Below are 17367 nucleotides of genomic sequence, written 5' to 3'. Positions count from 1 at the left end.
GATATAAGCATCCGAAATTACTTAAATACTAAACCTATTACAGCTATGACCTGGTCCAATTTAAAGGAATATGGTGAAGGCGCTTCTGCTGCTTTCGAGTCACTAATGAATCATTTGTTTGAACGATACGTCCAACGAAATTATTCCGGCAAAGTAAAAAAATTTAGGTCTGTTAATGGAAAAGGTGGTGACGGTGGCGTAGAGGCTTACGCTGAAATCAAAGACGGAACTTTTATAGCTGTACAATCCAAATGGTTCAGGAACCGTTTTGGTAAAGATCAAATTGACCAGATTGAAGAATCTGTTAAAACGGCAATGGCTATAAGGCCATTAATTACGGAATACATCATCTGTATGCCGATTGATATCACATCTTTAAAGAAAGTAACCGCCGGACAAGACAAGAATGGCAATCCTGCTCAACAGCTAACCACAAATTCAGGCGACCAGCTCATTAGTAATCTGGAACAGAAGCTAAAAGTTTCTTTCCCGGCCCTTGCACTTAAATGGTGGTTAGACCATGATATTGAAAATGAGTTAGCAGAACCTGAGAATGCAGGTATTTATAAGTTTTGGTTCGACAGGGAAACAATCACCCATTCTTTTCTCAAGGATCGTTTTGAAATGGCTAAGGCTAAATGGCTTGGCGAGCGATATGTTCCCAAACTACACGCGCAGGGTTACATTGAGAGCAGTATTGATGCCAGTATGTATGGATCAAACTATCGGAGAGGAATTTTAAGGGAGCTGGCTGATTATGAATTAAGTTTGCACAGAGGCATCGTCTTGGGAAATAAGGTTCTCTTGGAAGTTGATCTTTCCTCTGAAGATAAAGATAAATTATCAGAATTGGTTCAGAAATACCGGCAAAAGGTGGAATCGATAAAGGAATTTATGCCAAAGTTGACCAGTGGAGAGCCTATTTCACCAGTTGATTTTGAGAATGCCCGAAAAACTCATGCTGTATGGAAGGTCTCCTCAAAAATTTCAGATCAGGGCTCCGTAAATCTGTTAAGTCGTTTCAAAAATGTCAGTGACGAGATCGGCACCCATTCCGCGAAGATCCTGCTCAGGAATTTAGAGCGGAATCTCAGCAAGCCAAATAAAGTGTTTCTCGGTCGGCCCGGGAGCGGTAAAACCCATGCGCTTTCCCACGCGACCCAAAGACACTTAGAAAGACATTTACCCGCAGTGATTATCCAGGCATTTGGTACTGACAATACAGATTGGGGTGCGATCATGCGGGCTGCACTGATTGAAAGCGGCTGGAGCATGGATGAATTATTTAATGCACTCGAATGCCAGGCGATCCGCGAAGATAGGCGACTGGCCAACTCACAAGGAACATTAGGTGATGAACTTACAAATGCGCCGACTAAGGTGCTGATTTGCGTTGATGGCTTGGAAGAGGCAACTGGCAAATGGCAAAGCTGGAAACAGAGAATAAGAGAATGTGAGGTGCTTTCAGCGAAATATAAGCGTCTTCTATTTATTTTTTCGTCTCGTGATTATTTCTTTGAAGATAGCGAGATTGAAAACGCTACCCTTCAAATCAGCGAGATACCTGCCGAAGGCGATATACCCTATCAAAGTGTTATTGATGACTATTTTCGTGAATACGACATCACTATTTCATCGGCAAGCATCATACGGGGCATTGATAGCTTGTTTGCCTTAAGATTATTTTGCCTTGCCTACGAACATGGTCGTTTGAATGAAACTTCTAAAGTCAACACTGCGGGCGACAAGTTGCTGGCTGAAAGGATTAAGAATATAGAAGCTGAATTTGCTAAAAAGTTAAATAAGGAACTTATACCCGCGAACCGTCCGGTCGGAAAAGCGATTAGTGTCATTGCAGATATATTCATAAACTCCGATAACATTAGTCACGATCAATTGAAAGAACTAATTCTGCCTCCCGTAAGCACTTTTTTAAACGGCAACGAGACAGACCTTCTCATCAATTATCTAGCTGAAAATGGGATTCTAATAAAAACAGAAGTGGAGAAGATATCGGATGGAATCCCAATAATTGTCACAGAGTATTCGATGACTTATAGATCAATTCCAGAAATCGTGATTGCGTCGCGTGTAGCCAAACGAATTGTTAATGGAGAGATAACAAATATTACCGACGATGCCTTCTATGCACTGTTTAATGCAATACAGGGTTCATCACGACCTGTTTCAGCAGATGAAGTAAAAAGATCTAGGAAAAGGATCAGGCAGGAGATCGTTAACATCTTACTTCACGAACATGGCAAAATGATCGGCCGAGGTGGTTTCATATCTACCGGATTAAGCGAGGATGAAATTTTTGACTTAAGATTTAACGCTATGCTGAAAGCGCCTGAGTCCCTCGTTTCTGAGTATGAAAAGGGTGTTGAAAATGTTTTCTTTGGCGACATGGCAGGTAGATTGAATTTGCTCCGTCATCAGATCCTGCCGGCAAGTGTTGAAGCTGAAAATAATTTTGGAGCACGTTACCTGCACAAATTACTATGTAGTTTTTCCAACCACTTTGAGCGTGACAAGATTTGGCAAGGGGATGACCGCTTTGGCAGCGATGGAAAAGAAAAGAACAACTTACGATCTGTGATTTTAGGAGAATCTGGTACACTGGAGCTGTCTCCCTACGCCCTGCATGACGAAAAACCTTTGATCTACGCTTGGTGTTTGTCTACCCTTAACCAGGAATTTCGAAGTAATCTGCGTTTAAGCCTGACCAAATGGGCGCTAGTGCAGCCTTTTGAATTTGCAAAAATGATTACCTTATTATTTAACGTTGTTGATCCTCAGATTCAAGAAGATCTCGCTTCCATATCACTTGCGCTTGCGGGCAGACTTAATGACGGACCTGCGATTCTAGCAATAGCTAATGCAGCTCTGGCTGAAGTATTCAGTGATACGCTTAATCACAGAAATGTGATTGTACGTGCGGGTTTTCGATCTATTATCGAACGCGCATATCAATACAATCTATTAACCGAGGATCAGGTTAAAATAGCCCGTCCTCATGTCCAAATGCAGATCAGCCTAATTCCTCTTGATGTTCCGACACTTGAAAGTGGATCAGATGAACCTTACCCGATCGTTCACGACCTATCATGGTATGTGATTGAAAGATCTTACTCGGGGTTTTTAAGATATCCTGATGGGACAGGTCCGGTCCAGAAAGACCAGGATAGCGACAAAGCACGAGAATTGCTTGATTTATACCGGCAGCAGTTTCCTGGTCACAGCCTTTTTGCAAAATCCTGGGCTTTAGCTGCCGGCATTGGTTACATGCGCAGTCTTGGCTTTGATCGTACAAAAGGCAATGGAATGACCCAAAGAACACATGGAAGCCGCAGTCCTCAATTTACTTATGAAGAAAAATATACCTGGCTCGCCGTTAGTTATCTGAAAGGATATCTGGCAGATTATGTGCCTTACTCGGACAGTAATTATGAGAACCCAAGTTTCGTTGAAGATTATTTCAAAATCGTTCATGTGCCCAATCCCGGTGAACTACTGGGCAATCAGCATGTTAAAGGATATGATGCTTTTAATTCCATTGTGATTCAGGAATCGCTGGTCCACAATTATAGTTCCGGAGATATCAAAGATTTTGTACACCATGAAATAACAGATGAACCTGTTATAGATTTCGAAAAATGGCTGTATTTCCAAGAGTCACAATTTTACGTTGGCAGAACTGACCGGAAACTTATCGCATTATATCACGACACCACACAGAAAGACGCAAAGGAATATGTCTATGCACGTCTCGAAGCCATTGCCTGCCTTATCCCCTCTGATCAAAAAAGCACGCTGATTGATCTGGTGAGAAAGGATCCTGAAGTGCTGCATTTCAGTCATCACTTTGAAAGTCTCATGACATCCCCCGATACAGATACCTATGCCAATCCCAGTGATATTGTCTGGATGAACTGGATCGAGGAATATGATACCGTGCAAGAATATGAGATCGAAGATGATCCGCTCAGCATTTTTTATGGTCTTGTAAAAATAGCGTCTACCAGTGTAGATGGGGAGACACACAGTGTCTATCCGTCAAAAACCGTACGGTCGATCGCCCCTGTAATGTTAAATATCGGAAATTACTTCCTAGATAATAAAGATGATATTATTGGCTATCACCAAGACCTTAGAAATGGTTCCGGCCTACGTCAGGAGATTACGCTGCTCAATAAAGATACCATTAACGGTGCTTTGAGTTCAGCAGGATTAGATCTCGTGTGGTTCGTTCATCTATATAAATCAAAAGAGCATAGTGATAATATAGAAGATATCCCTCATATCCAGCGTAGCCGGAAGTATTTGGTCTATACTAATGCTGATGGCAAACTTGGGTCCTTTCAATTTTGGAATGAAACAACATCTACAGAACGCGACCGATTCTCCTGGGGGAGAGTTTCCGAACTTGAACCGATCATAAAGAAACCTGATGAACTGACACCTGAAAAATTGCAGCAGATTAAACATTTCCTCGTTGCGGGAGGAGAAGTCAGTACTACTAATATAGAAGAAAGGATAGCGGCTTCACATTTTATTGCATTCTTTCAGACCGATGGGCTGATCATTTCAACAGCATCGATCAAAAAGCCCGTAAAAAGCTATCGTGCAAAAGTTTTTAGCAAGGCCAAGACTGATATGGATCATACCGGATTCACCTATGAATTAGGATACTTATACACTTTACCAAGAGCAAGAGGCAAAAACTTAAGTAATCGGTTAATAAGTGCGCTGTTAAAGAACCTAGATGGCGAAAAGATCTTTTCGACAACGAGGATGAATAACATGCAGGTTAATTTGATGATGAAAAAAATGGGGTTCGCCCGTATAGGTGAGCCTTATTGGAATACGAAAAGGTCGGATTATTTGCTATTGTATATAACGACTGTCAGCGCAACTGCAGTGCCTTCGGAGTTCGAGATACGATGATAATAGCGGGGGCATTTTCGAAGTAATTGCTGTGCCATAATATGACTAATTTTATTACGACATACCTAGTGTATAGCTTTTATTTAATACTTTGCATCTGATTTAAAGACCTGCTTACACGATTAAATATTAATGAATACTACCTATCCGCTTATCCATCTTTTTGGAAAAACCTTTAATGTTCCTTCCTATCAGCGGGGCTATCGCTGGACGAAGATCGAGGTCAACGAACTATTGAATGACCTTTATGAATTTTTGCGCAATAAACAGAATGGCAGATTCTATTGTCTGCAGCCAATCGTGCTAAAAAAAATCGGCGAAAATGAATACGATCTTATCGATGGGCAGCAGCGGCTGACGACCTTGTACCTGATCCTTTCTTTTTTAGAGGATAGCCGATTTGAAGACAACTATAATCAGGAACTATTTAAACTCAACTATACGACGAGAGATAATTGCCGGCAATTTTTGGAGGAAAAGCGATTTGCGAACGGGATTGACGACACCAATATCGACTATCATTACATGTGCTTGGCATATGAGGCGATCACCAACTGGTTTGCCGGACAGCCGGGAGCCAAAAGCAAAATGACGGCTTTGTTAATGGACAGCGACGAAGACGAGAATCGCAACGTTAAACTCATATGGTATGAAATTGGTCCGGAGGAGAACCCCATCGAAGCGTTCGTCAGGCTGAATATCGGTAAGATACCGCTGACCGATGCAGAATTGATCAAAGCCTTACTTTTGCAATCTGATAAATATTCTGATTCCAAACGGGATACTATTAGAAGGCGATTGTTCGAGATCGCTTCAGAATGGGATCAGATCGAATACAATCTGCAAAAAGAGGAAGTGTGGTATTTTATCAATGACAGACCGAAAGATACGCCAACACATATCGACTTCATTTTTGACCTGATCGCAGACCAGGAAAACCAATTTGAGGAACGGCCTGAAAAGCATGCCACCTATCATATCATCAGCAAATACCTCTCTGATGTACTGGCAAAAAACAAAACCACAATGAACGGGGATGCGGGGATGCTGCACGCAGTAGAATTGTTCTGGGAAAAGGTGACGAATTACTATAACTATATTATGGAATGGTATGGGGAACGTGATCTCTTTCACTATATCGTATATCTAATTAATGAGAAGGGAAAAGGCAATATCGATGTCCTGATTGAAGCCTCTAAAGTCATGACAAAAACCGAGTTCAAAGTTTACCTGCGAAAACAGATCAAGGACGGCCTTGATTACAGGCGGACGAGGAAGAATCGTTACGGAAAACAGATCCCCGTGACCTTTGAAACCCTGGTATACGAGACCGAAGAAGGCAGAAATGATAAAGCACAGATTCTTAAAATCCTGTTACTTCACAACATTATAACGACGCAGAACAGCGAAAAAGAACTTGCACGTTTTCCTTTCAACTTGTACAAAAAGGTAGGAGCAAAAAAACGCTGGAGCCTTGAGCATATTCACGCCCGCAAGATCGAGCCGATCACAGACAGAGAAAAACAGAACCTTTGGATGAATGACCATATGATCTCTCTTAGGTCGATCGATTCTGAAAACCATAAATCCCTGATTAAGCAGCTTCAGAACACGGTTAATATGGAGAAGATTGAACAGGAACTATTTGATCAATTGGTAGAAAAAGTGGCGAAAGTGTATCAGAGGGCGACAGAACTTGATGAGAAAGAGGTTCATCTGATCGGCAATATGTGCCTGATAGATGCGGAACTTAACAGTCATTTAAACCGTTCGATGTTTGACGTCAAACGCGAAAAGATCAAACAGCGTGAAATAGACGGATGCTATATCCCCATTTGCTCACGCAACGCCTTCCTTAAGGCATATTCAGTCTATCCCAAAAACACGGCCTTCTGGGATCGCAAAGATCGCGAAGCCTATATCAGCCATATGAAAACTACACTTAACCCTTTCATCCAGGACGACTGGAAATAATCATACTATGAAATTTAGTTTTTACTCGCTGGCTGACCAATACCAGATCAGCGTTCCTTTGATACAGCGCGATTTTGCGCAGGGGCGTCAAACTGCGGACGAAGTCCGTTCTGGCTTTTTAAGTAAACTGAAAAAAGTACTTACGGCCCCCGCTGAAGATCATAAAAATAACCGGATTCACTTAGACTTTGTCTACGGCTACGTAGACGGGGGCACCACATTTGTGCCTCTTGACGGACAGCAGCGACTGACAACACTTTTCCTGCTTCACTGGTATATCGCTTGTAAGGAAGATATGATCCAGAATCCGGAAACGCAGCGCCGTCTGAATGCTTTCACTTACCAGACACGCGAATCGTCCAGAAAGTTTTGTAAAAAACTGGTAGCTTATGCGCCGGCGATCGAAGAAGAAACCCTGCTTAGCGCAAAAATTCGTGACACTTCATGGTTCCATTTATCCTGGAACAATGACCCGACGGTTGATGCCATGCTGAATATGCTGGACTCCATTCATAAACATTTTTTTACAACCGCGCAGATCTGGCCTAAACTTAGCACGGAACAAAGAATCAATTTCGATTTTATCGATATCAAATCGGAGGATTTTAAACTGACGGATGAGCTCTACATCAAAATGAACTCGCGTGGAAAACCGCTAACGAAGTTTGAAAATTTCAAAGCCCAGTTTACCGACCTTCTCAACAATAAGGAGTTCGAGGAGGAAAAACTCATTCTTGATGGAGCTAAAGTTTCACTCAAAGACTATTTCGCATTCCGAATCGATGGTGAGTGGACCAATTTATTCTGGGATTACCGGAAAAAGATAGGCACGGACGTAGCCATGGTCAATTTCCTGACGTCAATTTCTGAATTGCTTTACTATATCGATAACGATAAAGAAAATTCTTACACTTTCGATCTTACAACGCTTGCTCTGATCTATGGCAAAAAAAGCAATGTGCTTTTCCTGATCGACGCTTTCGATGTGCTTTGTAAATTCAGACCGGTACCGGATTATTTTAATGAACTGTTATACTGTCAGAACCCTTTGCAAACCGACAAGATGAGATTATTCGGCGAAAAAAGCACCGATCTTTTCTATAGCAGCATATCCGGAGAAACATTTAATATCAAAAGCCGCATCCTCTTCTATGCAGTTTTAAGCTTTGGAAAACGCTGCGGTACTGAAGCGCCGGAGAGATTCCGGCATTTCCTTAGGATCGTAAGAAATATGACCAATCGCTCACGGCAGCCAGCCAATAATCGTACGGAATATGCCCCTAATCTGAGGTTAGGTTCTTTCGGTGACTATAGTAAATTCATAAACGCCTTCGCTGATCAGATCGCTGCTCAGCCAGGGATAAATGTACATCAGATCTTTCTGGCCGGAAACTGGACAGGATTCCCAAAAGAAAATTTTGAGGACGAAAAAACTAAGACCCGGCTGATCATCGAAAGCACATCGAAAAAAGAACAGATCTTTCTGCTGGAAGACAGTGAGCAGATCCAGGGTATTACTGATAACTTTGATCTGAGCGCTCCGGACATTAAGCCACTTGTCAGCGCTTTTTATGAGATCTGGAACCCGGAAGTCAAAAACTCCCTGGTAGTCCGCGCCCTGCTGGCGGTCAGCGGTGATTATGCCATCAAAACACATAAAAACGGGATATACTATTTTGGTGATAAGAACGCCTGGAATAAACTTTTCACGAATTACGATGACGACCGTGACCTGTTCGGCCCGGCGCTAAATCAATTCCTGAAAGCCTATACGGCTATACCTGATGGTACACCAGAAGCAAAACTGAAGGCTATTAAGAATAGCCACATATCTAAAACAAGGGACTGGATCTACTATTTCATAAAGTATCCCGCGATGGTTGCAAATTATAATGATTATTACAATCTGTTTCTTTGGGATGACCGCGACACATTTAACCTGAAACGACTTGGCAGCGCGAGCAGCAATCCCCTGTCCGCTTTTCACATGAATCCTTATGTCCTGACGGTATATAAAAAATTGAAAGATTTTGAGGTGCACTTCGCATTAAGAATGGGGCGATATACTGATTATATCGCCTGTCTTGAGATCATTGGAATCGGAAATTTGTACTGTGAAGCAGAAGGCTGGGAACTTACGCAGGTGCAGCCCGGCACGATACCGGAAACCTTGTATAATCATTATAAGCTGACCAGCAGCGAACATGGGCTAACATTCACTGACACTGACGAATTTGACAGAATTGAAATTGCAGTAAATTTTTGCAGAGACCTGGTTTCCTTAAAAGATAACTAAGCAGAATTACCGGCACACGCTGAAAAAAAAACTTTATATTTGATATAGGAAACGTCTTTCGCATGCAGATAAACAGTTTATTTATTAAGAACTTCAGAGGCTTTTCGGAAAAAACATTCAGGTTAAATCCAAAATTCACTGTTGGTATCGGTAATAATGGTACAGGTAAATCTACTTTATTACATGCTGTGCAGGTAGCTGCAGGAAGCTTTTTCCTAGGTCTGCCCAACGTTGTCTCCCGCAGGCATATCGAGGAAAATGAGATTCGTTTCGAATTCAATAAACGATCAAAGCAAGCCGAATTTTTCACTCCTACGATCGTCGAGGCCACTGGCTTCATTAACGGAAGCGGTGACTTTACCTGGCGCCGAGAGATTCTGCAATATGGTCAAAGTACTTCAAGTAAGATCGCTGACGTCGGACAGATCAGAAGTATAGGAGATGATTACAGTGCCCGTATCAATGATAAAGACCGGCCGGAATTGCCTGTCATCGCTTATTTTGGTGTACAGCAGTTGGGGGGTACCAAGTCCAAAAAGACAAAACCCGAAGTAAATCGCGTAATCCTTCGCGATGGTTATTATAACGCTTTGGGCGCTAAATCCGATGAAGGAGCATTCAACCGCTGGTTGTATTATTATCAGGAAAATCTTAGACACGGACGCGAATTTAAAGGCACCTATGAAGCAGTCGTAGAAGCGATACAGACGGCTATACCTTATCTGAGCAAAGTCGACTTTGATAATTTCCGACTGGAGATAGTAGCGGATTGTACGATAGAAAATCAGGAAACCAGGAGGTTACCGCATTCGCTCATGAGTGATGGCATTAAACGTATATTAGGGATTGTTGCCGATATTGCTTATCGCTGCGTGATCCTGAATGGTTTTTTGGGCAAACAGGCCGTTAAGAAGACCAAAGGGGTCGTTATGATCGATGAACTGGATATGCACCTGCACCCTAACTGGCAGCGCAACATCGTTCGCAATCTGAAGGATGCCTTTCCAAATTTACAATTCGTTGTAACTACACATTCACCTTTTATTGTACAATCACTCGATAGTGCGGAACTGATTAATCTGGATGTAGATTCGGATGTTCAGCCGAAAGACCTTAGCCTCGAAGAAGTTGCCGAAGACCTGATGGGCGTCGATGATGTTTACGCTGAAGATAATCAACGGGTTGAAAAATTGTCGACCGATTATTTATCTGCACTGGAAACTATCAGATTAAAGCCTGAAAACGCCGACAAGAAGAACTTTGCAAGGCTCGATGAGATCGAAACTAAAATATCCGACCCTTCTGTTCGCGCTTTTCTGAAAATGAAGCGCCTGGAACTTGCCTCAAATAAATAACCAATGCGACCAGTAGTTAGAGGTTCTGTTCCTTTGGTGGCCGGTGTTGCAAAAACGGTCAGTGACTACAAAGACTGGCGTCTCGACCTGCTAGGAAGAATTGGAAACTATTGCAGTTACTGCAACATGGTGCTGAACGATAGTCCGCAGGTTGAACATGTATCACCAAAAGCTCCTAATCCTGGTTTGACTCTTACCTGGGATAACATGTTACTCGCCTGTGGTCCCTGCAACCGAACGAAAGATGATGATCCGTTCGATATTGCAACGCATTACATTCCGGATTATCATAACACCCACCTGGCATTCAGTTTTAAGGTAGTCGACCATCCTACTAAAAGAAACCAAAAAGCCTGTATAATTATTCCCCGAAATGATCCTGCTGTCGATCCTGCCAAAGCTCAGGCGACGATCGATCGTTGCGGTCTTGACGCTACCACTTACAATGTCAGAGCGACAGATCTCCGCTGGAAATACCGTTACGAAGCGCTGGTTACCGCACAATTATGGCGGTCTGATTGGGATAAATGGGGTAGCGGAATTGGTGCACCATTCGTAGACCTGCTACTCACTGCAGCTACAGGTAAAGGCTTCTTCTCGATATGGTTCGATGTTTTTCATGACGTCCGGGACATAAAGATTGCTCTGATTCACGAATTTGAAAATACGCATGCTCCGAGCTTTGACCCTGGTAGCGACTTCGATCCTATTGTACGGGTTGTCGGTGATCTATAATATCAGGTTGATTTATTTTACTGTACTACCGAAAGACTGGTGAAGTATTACTTTTTGTAACTACCAGTTTTGCAGGTATGGAACCGTTTAATTTTAATGAACTACCAGAAGTGATCCGATTGCTTTTCGAAAAAGTAGAACTGATCGAAAAGGTCGTTATAAATTTACAACCTGCTGAAACCACAGACAATGACCTGCTCAATGTAGAAGAGGCTGCGGATTTTTTGAAAATATCTACGGCATCACTGTATACGAAGGTCAGCCGAAAGGAACTGCCGTATTCCAAACCCGGTAAGCGGCTATATTTTAAACGAAGTGAATTACAGGAATGGATCAGTTCAGCCCAATATAAAACTTCTGCTAGTCTCAGTTCGGATGCCTCCGGTTTTCGCAGCCAGCCGAATTTTAGGAGGGCGGAGAGATATCGCGGTTCTTAACTGAACTTTTGTGGAATTCCAGCCCAATTAGCGATGCTATAAATAATTATCATGAAACTGTAATTTCGACAGAAAGGACTTGTAGGCATTTAGGTAAATACCTAAATTTGTTTTATGAAACTACTGGAAGTTATCAAATCATTATCTAATCAAACTCGTTTGGAGATCCTTACCTGGTTGAAAGATCCTTTTGCTCATTTCCCGGCTGAAGAGTTATCTGACTATAAACCAACATTGGGCGTATGTGTATCTGACATCGCTAAAAAAGCAGAAATGTCCATTCCCACGGTTTCAGTTTACTTAAAAAATATGGCATCAGCGGACATTCTTGTAGCAACAAGAAAAGATCAGTGGACTTATTACAAGCGTAATGAAGAAGCCATACAAGAGCTGGCTCATTTGATTAAAGATAGTTTGTAAAAAATTTGGTAAATCAATTAGAAATTTAGCTAAATAGCTAAATTTCTAATAACAAATAAATAAATAGTTTAATTAAAATAGATCATTATGAAAGCAGCAGTGCTAAACGAGTTCGGCTCGGTTGAAAAGTTTGAAATATTAGATGTACCTACCCCAAAACCGGGATCTGATGAGGTACTCGTAAAAGTTATGGCGACATCAGTAAATCCGCTTGATTTTCAGGTCCGTCGAGGTGATTACGTAAATGAATTGCAGTTACCGGTCATCACCGGGCATGATGTTTCCGGCGTGATTGTAGAGGTTGGAACAGGCGTCAAGAATTTCAAAGTCGGTGATGAAGTTTATTACACTCCCGAAATCTTTGTAGGGCAGGGAAGCTATGCAGAATACCATGTTGCCAGGGAAGCTATAATTGGTATCAAGCCGAAAAACGTAAGCCATTTGGAAGCAGCAACTTTTCCTTTAGCTGCTGGTACTGCCTGGGAAATGCTTTACACCAGAGCACAACTTAAGATCAACCAAACAATATTGATACATGGTGGTGCGGGCGGAGTGGGAATACCCACTATCCAGATTGCAAAGGCAATGGGTGCTACCGTATATACAACGGCCAGGACCGTACATCACGAGTTTTTAAAGGGACTGGGAGCGGATGTCATTGACTATGAGAAAGAAAATTACATTGATGCTATCTTAAAACTGACAGATAACGTAGGCGTTGACCTCGTGATCGATACCATTGGCGGAAATACACTTTCTGACAGCGGTAAGATCTTAAACCAGATGGGACAGGTCGTGACTTTGGTTGATATAGAAAAGCCGCAGAACCTGATCCATGCCTGGGGGAAAAATGCCACTTATCATTTTGTGTTTACAAGGCAAAGCAGAAATAAATTGGACGAACTTACTAAACTGATCGAGGCTGGAAAGCTAAAACCTGTAGTAAACAAAGTTTTTCCATTGTCTGAAATTGGCAAAGCTCACAGTTTACTTGAATTCAGAGACAGCGACCAGGATTTCTACGGAAAGATCGGTGTTCAGGTCAATAACTAAAATTATATAAGATAACGATTAGGTATGAGTAATCAGGATATATTCTTAATGGCAAATAACGCATTGGCAGAAGGTAATTATGACGAGTTCATAACGTATTGTACCGACGATGTTAAATGGGAAAATGTCGGCAAAAGCACCTTTAATGGAAAAGTAGAACTACTCAGATATATAAGTTCAGCTTATGAGGGGATAACCTTCACAACTGAAAATTCGGTCAAAGAAAACGATATAATAATTGAACTTGGCCAGCTGGTAATCGAAAACAACGGCAAGCCAATTAAAAGTCATTATTGTGACGTTTGGAAATTTAAGCAGGGATGGATCAGTGAGGTAAGGTCGTTCGTGATATGATCCTATATTAATAAAGTTGTTTAATTTAACCCCCTGATTTTATCAGGGGCTTTGTCTTTTGAGATTTTTCAAATACAGAAAAAGTGGAAATCTTAACTGATTGCCGTTGCAACCCTATAAGTGAAGAAAACCTTTTGCCTGCTTTTTAACACGCATATTACCGATCTGTTAACACCTTCTTTTGCTCCCAAAACTGTTTCAATGATATTTTTCCAGATGTAAAAAGGTTTTCAAATCGATACATTGTAAGAAACTACATTATCTCCATTGATTTACAAAGCAAGATTATTTGATCTTGCTAGCTTTTTTGTCAATCAGTCCCATATTGTTTAAGTTAAGCTTAATCCTACCCGCCGCTTCAATCTTCATTTTGTCTTTGACCTTTGTATATATCAGTGTCGTCTTTACAGTTTTATGCCCAAGCATTTTAGATACTGTTAACAGTTCGGTTCCCATTTCTAACTGTAATGTAGCGAACGTATGTCTGAAGCTATGAAACGTAATATTTTTCATAATTCCAGCATTTGGCATCCAGTCTTTAAAGCACGGCTTGATATTCGAATAATGAAGATTGTTAAAACAACGCTTCTCTGGTTCACAACGTTTTCCAAGTAGGGAAACAGCCTGGTCTGAAATCGGCAAGATTTCCGCTCCTTCCGTTTTTTCCTGAGTAAATTGTAAATAATATTTGCCGGGGGTTCCTCTGACTTCACTCCACATCAACGTTTTTACATCTGAAAATCGCAGCCCGGTCAGCCCTGAAAAGATGGCCGCTCTTTTGATCAAATCAGATTTTGCAGGGGTATCTACCAACGCCTGGAATTCTTCCATTTCCAGCTGTTCCCGGTGGGTTTCTTTTAATTTGATCGGATCAGTTTGCGCATGAAGGTCAACCGTGATCAGCCCTTGCTTGTAAGCCCGCTTCAGCGCATTGCGGAATTTCGCAAAGTAACTTGCAGCGGTGTTCCGGCTGATCGGGCGTCCTCTTCTGCTGATGCCGGGTCCGCTTAACATGAAGTTCTTGTAATCTTCACAAAGAAATTCCTCCAGATCGTTAAAAATAAGATCATGCCCGGCGAATGCAACAAAATAGCGAAAAGCCATCGCGTTGTTATCGCAATCTGATCTTGTTTTTGTATTAATGAATTCTTTGAAATAGTCGATAAAACTGGCCGAGCGATCGCGGTTGGAAATGAACCCGTATTTCCGGTTTTGGATGTCAAGCAACCTGTTTGCCCGAAGGTTTTCAACTAGTTCCATCGTTTCTGAATTATGGCGGCGTTCAATGTTATTTTCTGGCTTATCGTAAACGAATATGTCCAGAAATTCGAACCGCTGCGGTTTCCCTGTCTTCTTATTTCTGATAGGGGGCGAAAAATCAAGATAAATGGAATGACGGCCCTTTGTTAAGGCTTTTTTTCTTACGTGTACTTTAGCCATAATTATGATCCTGGATTTAATACACTATTCAGGTCCGATTTGGCAACATAGACAAATTTGCCCTCCTGAAACTTGAACAGGTTATTTCGTTTAATTATCTCGAACAGCGCTTTTTCTGAAATATTAAAAATCCTTTGCGCTTCGCCCATGTTATAGCATTCCGAGATTGGTGGAGGTTTGAGCTCCTTCAGTTGAACTACCGGCGGCAGCTCAAATAACTTGTCAATATCCTTGCGGAACACAAGTGTTTTTCTTTTTGAAAGGTTGACAGCATTTAGCTTGCCTATATTGATCAAATGATAAATCATTTTATCTGATGCACGAAGAAGTTTGGCAGCACTTTTTACGTTCAGGAATTCTCCATTAACGCCGTCAGGATCTTTAGCATCAAGTACTTTTTTTACGACCTGATCCATAGCTGCCATTTTTTCATTACGGCTTTTTTGCTTACTTGCACGTTTACTACATAATTTTCCACAAAACCGGGTAACTGTCGTTTTAGCAATGAATACGTTTCCGCATTGCTCACATATCCTATTTACTGTAAAATTCGAACTCATCTCGAAAAATCCTTTTTTTGTCTTTGCCAAAATTTTGGCAAAGCAATTCCAGGGCGGTAATTTCGCCACATTTAAAACATTAATAATCAGATTATTATCCCGCAATGGCGAAATAACCGGCGACCTAACTACTGATGATAGGGGAAACTATTCATCTGTAGTTATTTCTCCACTTTCAGCAGGGATTAAGCGTATATAAGGCGCAATAAGCGGAAATAAGGGTATATAAGCGACTTAATTTCTCCCTAAAATTGTCGACTCAATTTTTTTCTGTTTTGAGTAACAAGATAGTAACAAAAATAAGAAATACATCGCTAATTATCCAAGAATTTGGACAAGCAAAATCAACATAACTTATTAACAATGAGATATTTAATTGCCGTTAGTTGTCGTTAGTTTTGGTTGTTTGGAGAGGTCACTTGCCGATACAGAACTTACTAAAGATATTATCTAACAAATCGTCGGTAGTAACAGCGCCGGTTATTTCGCCAAGGTAGTGCAGGGCTTGTTTGATATCCATTGATAAGAAATCGGATGTTACGGTATCTATTCCGTTTAGCACCCTTATTAGCGCTTCCTCTGTTTTTTGCAGGGCTTCCAGGTGGCGGATATTAGTCACCAGCGTTTCATGGCCACTTAGTTGCTCTTTTATAGCTGCCTGATATATCTTGCTTTTCAACTCATCTATATGCTGCTTTTCTTTGGCAGATATAATGATCGCTTTATCTGTATGCGGCAGGGCTAAGAGTTGCTCGGCAGATAAAAGATCAGCTTTATTGGCTACTACAAGCATGGTTACGCCGGGCTTTTGCAGGCTTTCTAAATCGCTGTTAAGCTCTTCGACCGTAATTTGTTCGGCATCGTAAACATATATAAGCAAGGCACTTTGGCTAATTTTTTCCATAGTACGCTGCACCCCTATCTGCTCAATAGTATCTGTAGCTTCCCGGATACCGGCTGTATCAATAAGGCGAAAGTTTATGCCTTGTATATTCAGCACTTCTTCAATGGTATCACGCGTTGTGCCGGGTATATGGCTAACAATAGCACGTTCCTCGTTCAATAAAGCATTCAGCAGCGTAGATTTACCTGCATTGGGCCTGCCGGCAATAACAGTATTTACTCCATTTTTTATAGCATTACCCAGTTCAAACGATTGTATAAGGTTGCCTATAACACGTGTAATTTCGTGGGTTAATCTCTTTAATTGATCGCGGTTGGCAAACTCAACATCTTCTTCGGCAAAATCAAGTTCAAGCTCTATTAATGATGCAAACTGTACCAATTGTTCGCGTAACTGCTGCAGTTGGTTACTGAATCCGCCCCGTAATTGTTGCAGGGCTACCTGTTGTGATGCTTTAGAATTTGACGCGATGAGGTCGGCAACTGCTTCGGCCTGCGAAAGGTCGAGCTGTCCGTTCAGGAACGCCCTTAGCGTAAACTCGCCAGCCTTGGCTGCACGTGCGCCGTTTTTTATCAGCAGTTTAATTATCGACTCAATAATATAATTAGAACCATGACAAGAGATCTCAACCACGTTCTCGCGGGTGTATGATCGCGGCGCAACAAATAAGGATGCAACAACATCATCCAATTCCAGCTCACCATCCACTATTCGCCCAAAGTGGAGCGTATGCGATGCCTGCCTGGTTAGGTCTTTACCTTTCCAAACCTTTTGAGCAATTGTTATAGCATCGGGGCCCGAAAGCCTTATTACCCCTATTGCCCCTGCCCCGTTTGGTGTAGCAAGCGCTACTATTGTTTCCTCTGTGTGTGCCATTTTGCTATCTGCAAAA

Annotated in this window: 13 protein-coding genes; 10 read left to right on the top strand and 3 right to left on the bottom strand. The window is 41.7% G+C overall.

Annotation, left to right across the window (positions count from 1 at the left end; all coding sequences use genetic code 11):
• Positions 1 to 45 precede the first annotated feature (45 nt).
• The 9 genes from ACFQZI_RS06380 (at position 46) to ACFQZI_RS06340 (ending at position 13571) form a co-directional block, all read left to right on the top strand.
• Positions 46 to 4947: a GNAT family N-acetyltransferase gene (locus tag ACFQZI_RS06380; protein WP_377139942.1), complete on the top strand. Its 4902-nt coding sequence runs from the start codon at positions 46 to 48 to the stop codon at positions 4945 to 4947.
• 132 nt (positions 4948 to 5079) lie between these two features.
• Complete coding sequence (locus ACFQZI_RS06375; protein ID WP_377139939.1) at positions 5080 to 6921, top strand: DUF262 domain-containing protein; 1842 nt, start codon at positions 5080 to 5082, stop codon at positions 6919 to 6921.
• Positions 6922 to 6928: 7 nt separating this feature from the next.
• Positions 6929 to 9217: a GmrSD restriction endonuclease domain-containing protein gene (locus tag ACFQZI_RS06370; RefSeq protein WP_377139936.1), complete on the top strand. Its 2289-nt coding sequence runs from the start codon at positions 6929 to 6931 to the stop codon at positions 9215 to 9217.
• Positions 9218 to 9279: 62 nt separating this feature from the next.
• A complete protein-coding gene (locus tag ACFQZI_RS06365) occupies positions 9280 to 10572 on the top strand; it encodes an AAA family ATPase (RefSeq protein ID WP_377139933.1) in 1293 nt (430 codons plus the stop codon).
• Positions 10573 to 10575: 3 nt separating this feature from the next.
• Complete coding sequence (locus ACFQZI_RS06360; protein ID WP_377139931.1) at positions 10576 to 11307, top strand: HNH endonuclease; 732 nt, start codon at positions 10576 to 10578, stop codon at positions 11305 to 11307.
• 77 nt (positions 11308 to 11384) lie between these two features.
• Positions 11385 to 11744: a helix-turn-helix domain-containing protein gene (locus ACFQZI_RS06355; protein ID WP_377139928.1), complete on the top strand. Its 360-nt coding sequence runs from the start codon at positions 11385 to 11387 to the stop codon at positions 11742 to 11744.
• A gap of 114 nt (positions 11745 to 11858) precedes the next feature.
• Positions 11859 to 12164 (top strand): ArsR/SmtB family transcription factor, encoded by a 306-nt coding sequence (locus ACFQZI_RS06350; protein WP_377139925.1) that lies wholly within the window; start codon positions 11859 to 11861, stop codon positions 12162 to 12164.
• 87 nt (positions 12165 to 12251) lie between these two features.
• Entirely contained in the window at positions 12252 to 13217 is a 966-nt protein-coding gene (locus ACFQZI_RS06345) for a zinc-dependent alcohol dehydrogenase family protein (RefSeq protein ID WP_377139922.1), read from the top strand.
• Positions 13218 to 13241: 24 nt separating this feature from the next.
• The gene (locus ACFQZI_RS06340) at positions 13242 to 13571 is read left to right on the top strand and encodes a nuclear transport factor 2 family protein (RefSeq protein ID WP_377139919.1); all 330 of its coding nucleotides are present in this window, start codon (positions 13242 to 13244) and stop codon (positions 13569 to 13571) included.
• A 285-nt stretch (positions 13572 to 13856) separates the two neighbouring features.
• Here ACFQZI_RS06340 and ACFQZI_RS06335 read toward each other — a convergent pair whose 3' ends face one another.
• Positions 13857 to 15011, bottom strand: a complete 1155-nt coding sequence (locus ACFQZI_RS06335) for a site-specific integrase (RefSeq protein ID WP_377139917.1) — start codon at positions 15009 to 15011, stop codon at positions 13857 to 13859.
• 2 nt (positions 15012 to 15013) lie between these two features.
• Positions 15014 to 15601, bottom strand: a complete 588-nt coding sequence (locus ACFQZI_RS06330; RefSeq protein WP_377139914.1) for a helix-turn-helix domain-containing protein — start codon at positions 15599 to 15601, stop codon at positions 15014 to 15016.
• Positions 15602 to 15605: 4 nt separating this feature from the next.
• Between ACFQZI_RS06330 and ACFQZI_RS06325 the strand changes: the two genes are divergently transcribed.
• Complete coding sequence (locus ACFQZI_RS06325; RefSeq protein ID WP_377139911.1) at positions 15606 to 15770, top strand: hypothetical protein; 165 nt, start codon at positions 15606 to 15608, stop codon at positions 15768 to 15770.
• A gap of 216 nt (positions 15771 to 15986) precedes the next feature.
• Here ACFQZI_RS06325 and mnmE read toward each other — a convergent pair whose 3' ends face one another.
• Positions 15987 to 17351 (bottom strand): tRNA uridine-5-carboxymethylaminomethyl(34) synthesis GTPase MnmE, encoded by a 1365-nt coding sequence (mnmE, locus tag ACFQZI_RS06320; RefSeq protein WP_377139908.1) that lies wholly within the window; start codon positions 17349 to 17351, stop codon positions 15987 to 15989.
• Between the last annotated feature and the right edge of the window lie 16 nt (positions 17352 to 17367).

Origin of the sequence: Mucilaginibacter lutimaris, assembly GCF_042676625.1 — a bacterium.
Classification (GTDB): domain Bacteria; phylum Bacteroidota; class Bacteroidia; order Sphingobacteriales; family Sphingobacteriaceae; genus Mucilaginibacter; species Mucilaginibacter lutimaris.
This window is presented reverse-complemented; position numbering and strand designations above follow the sequence as displayed.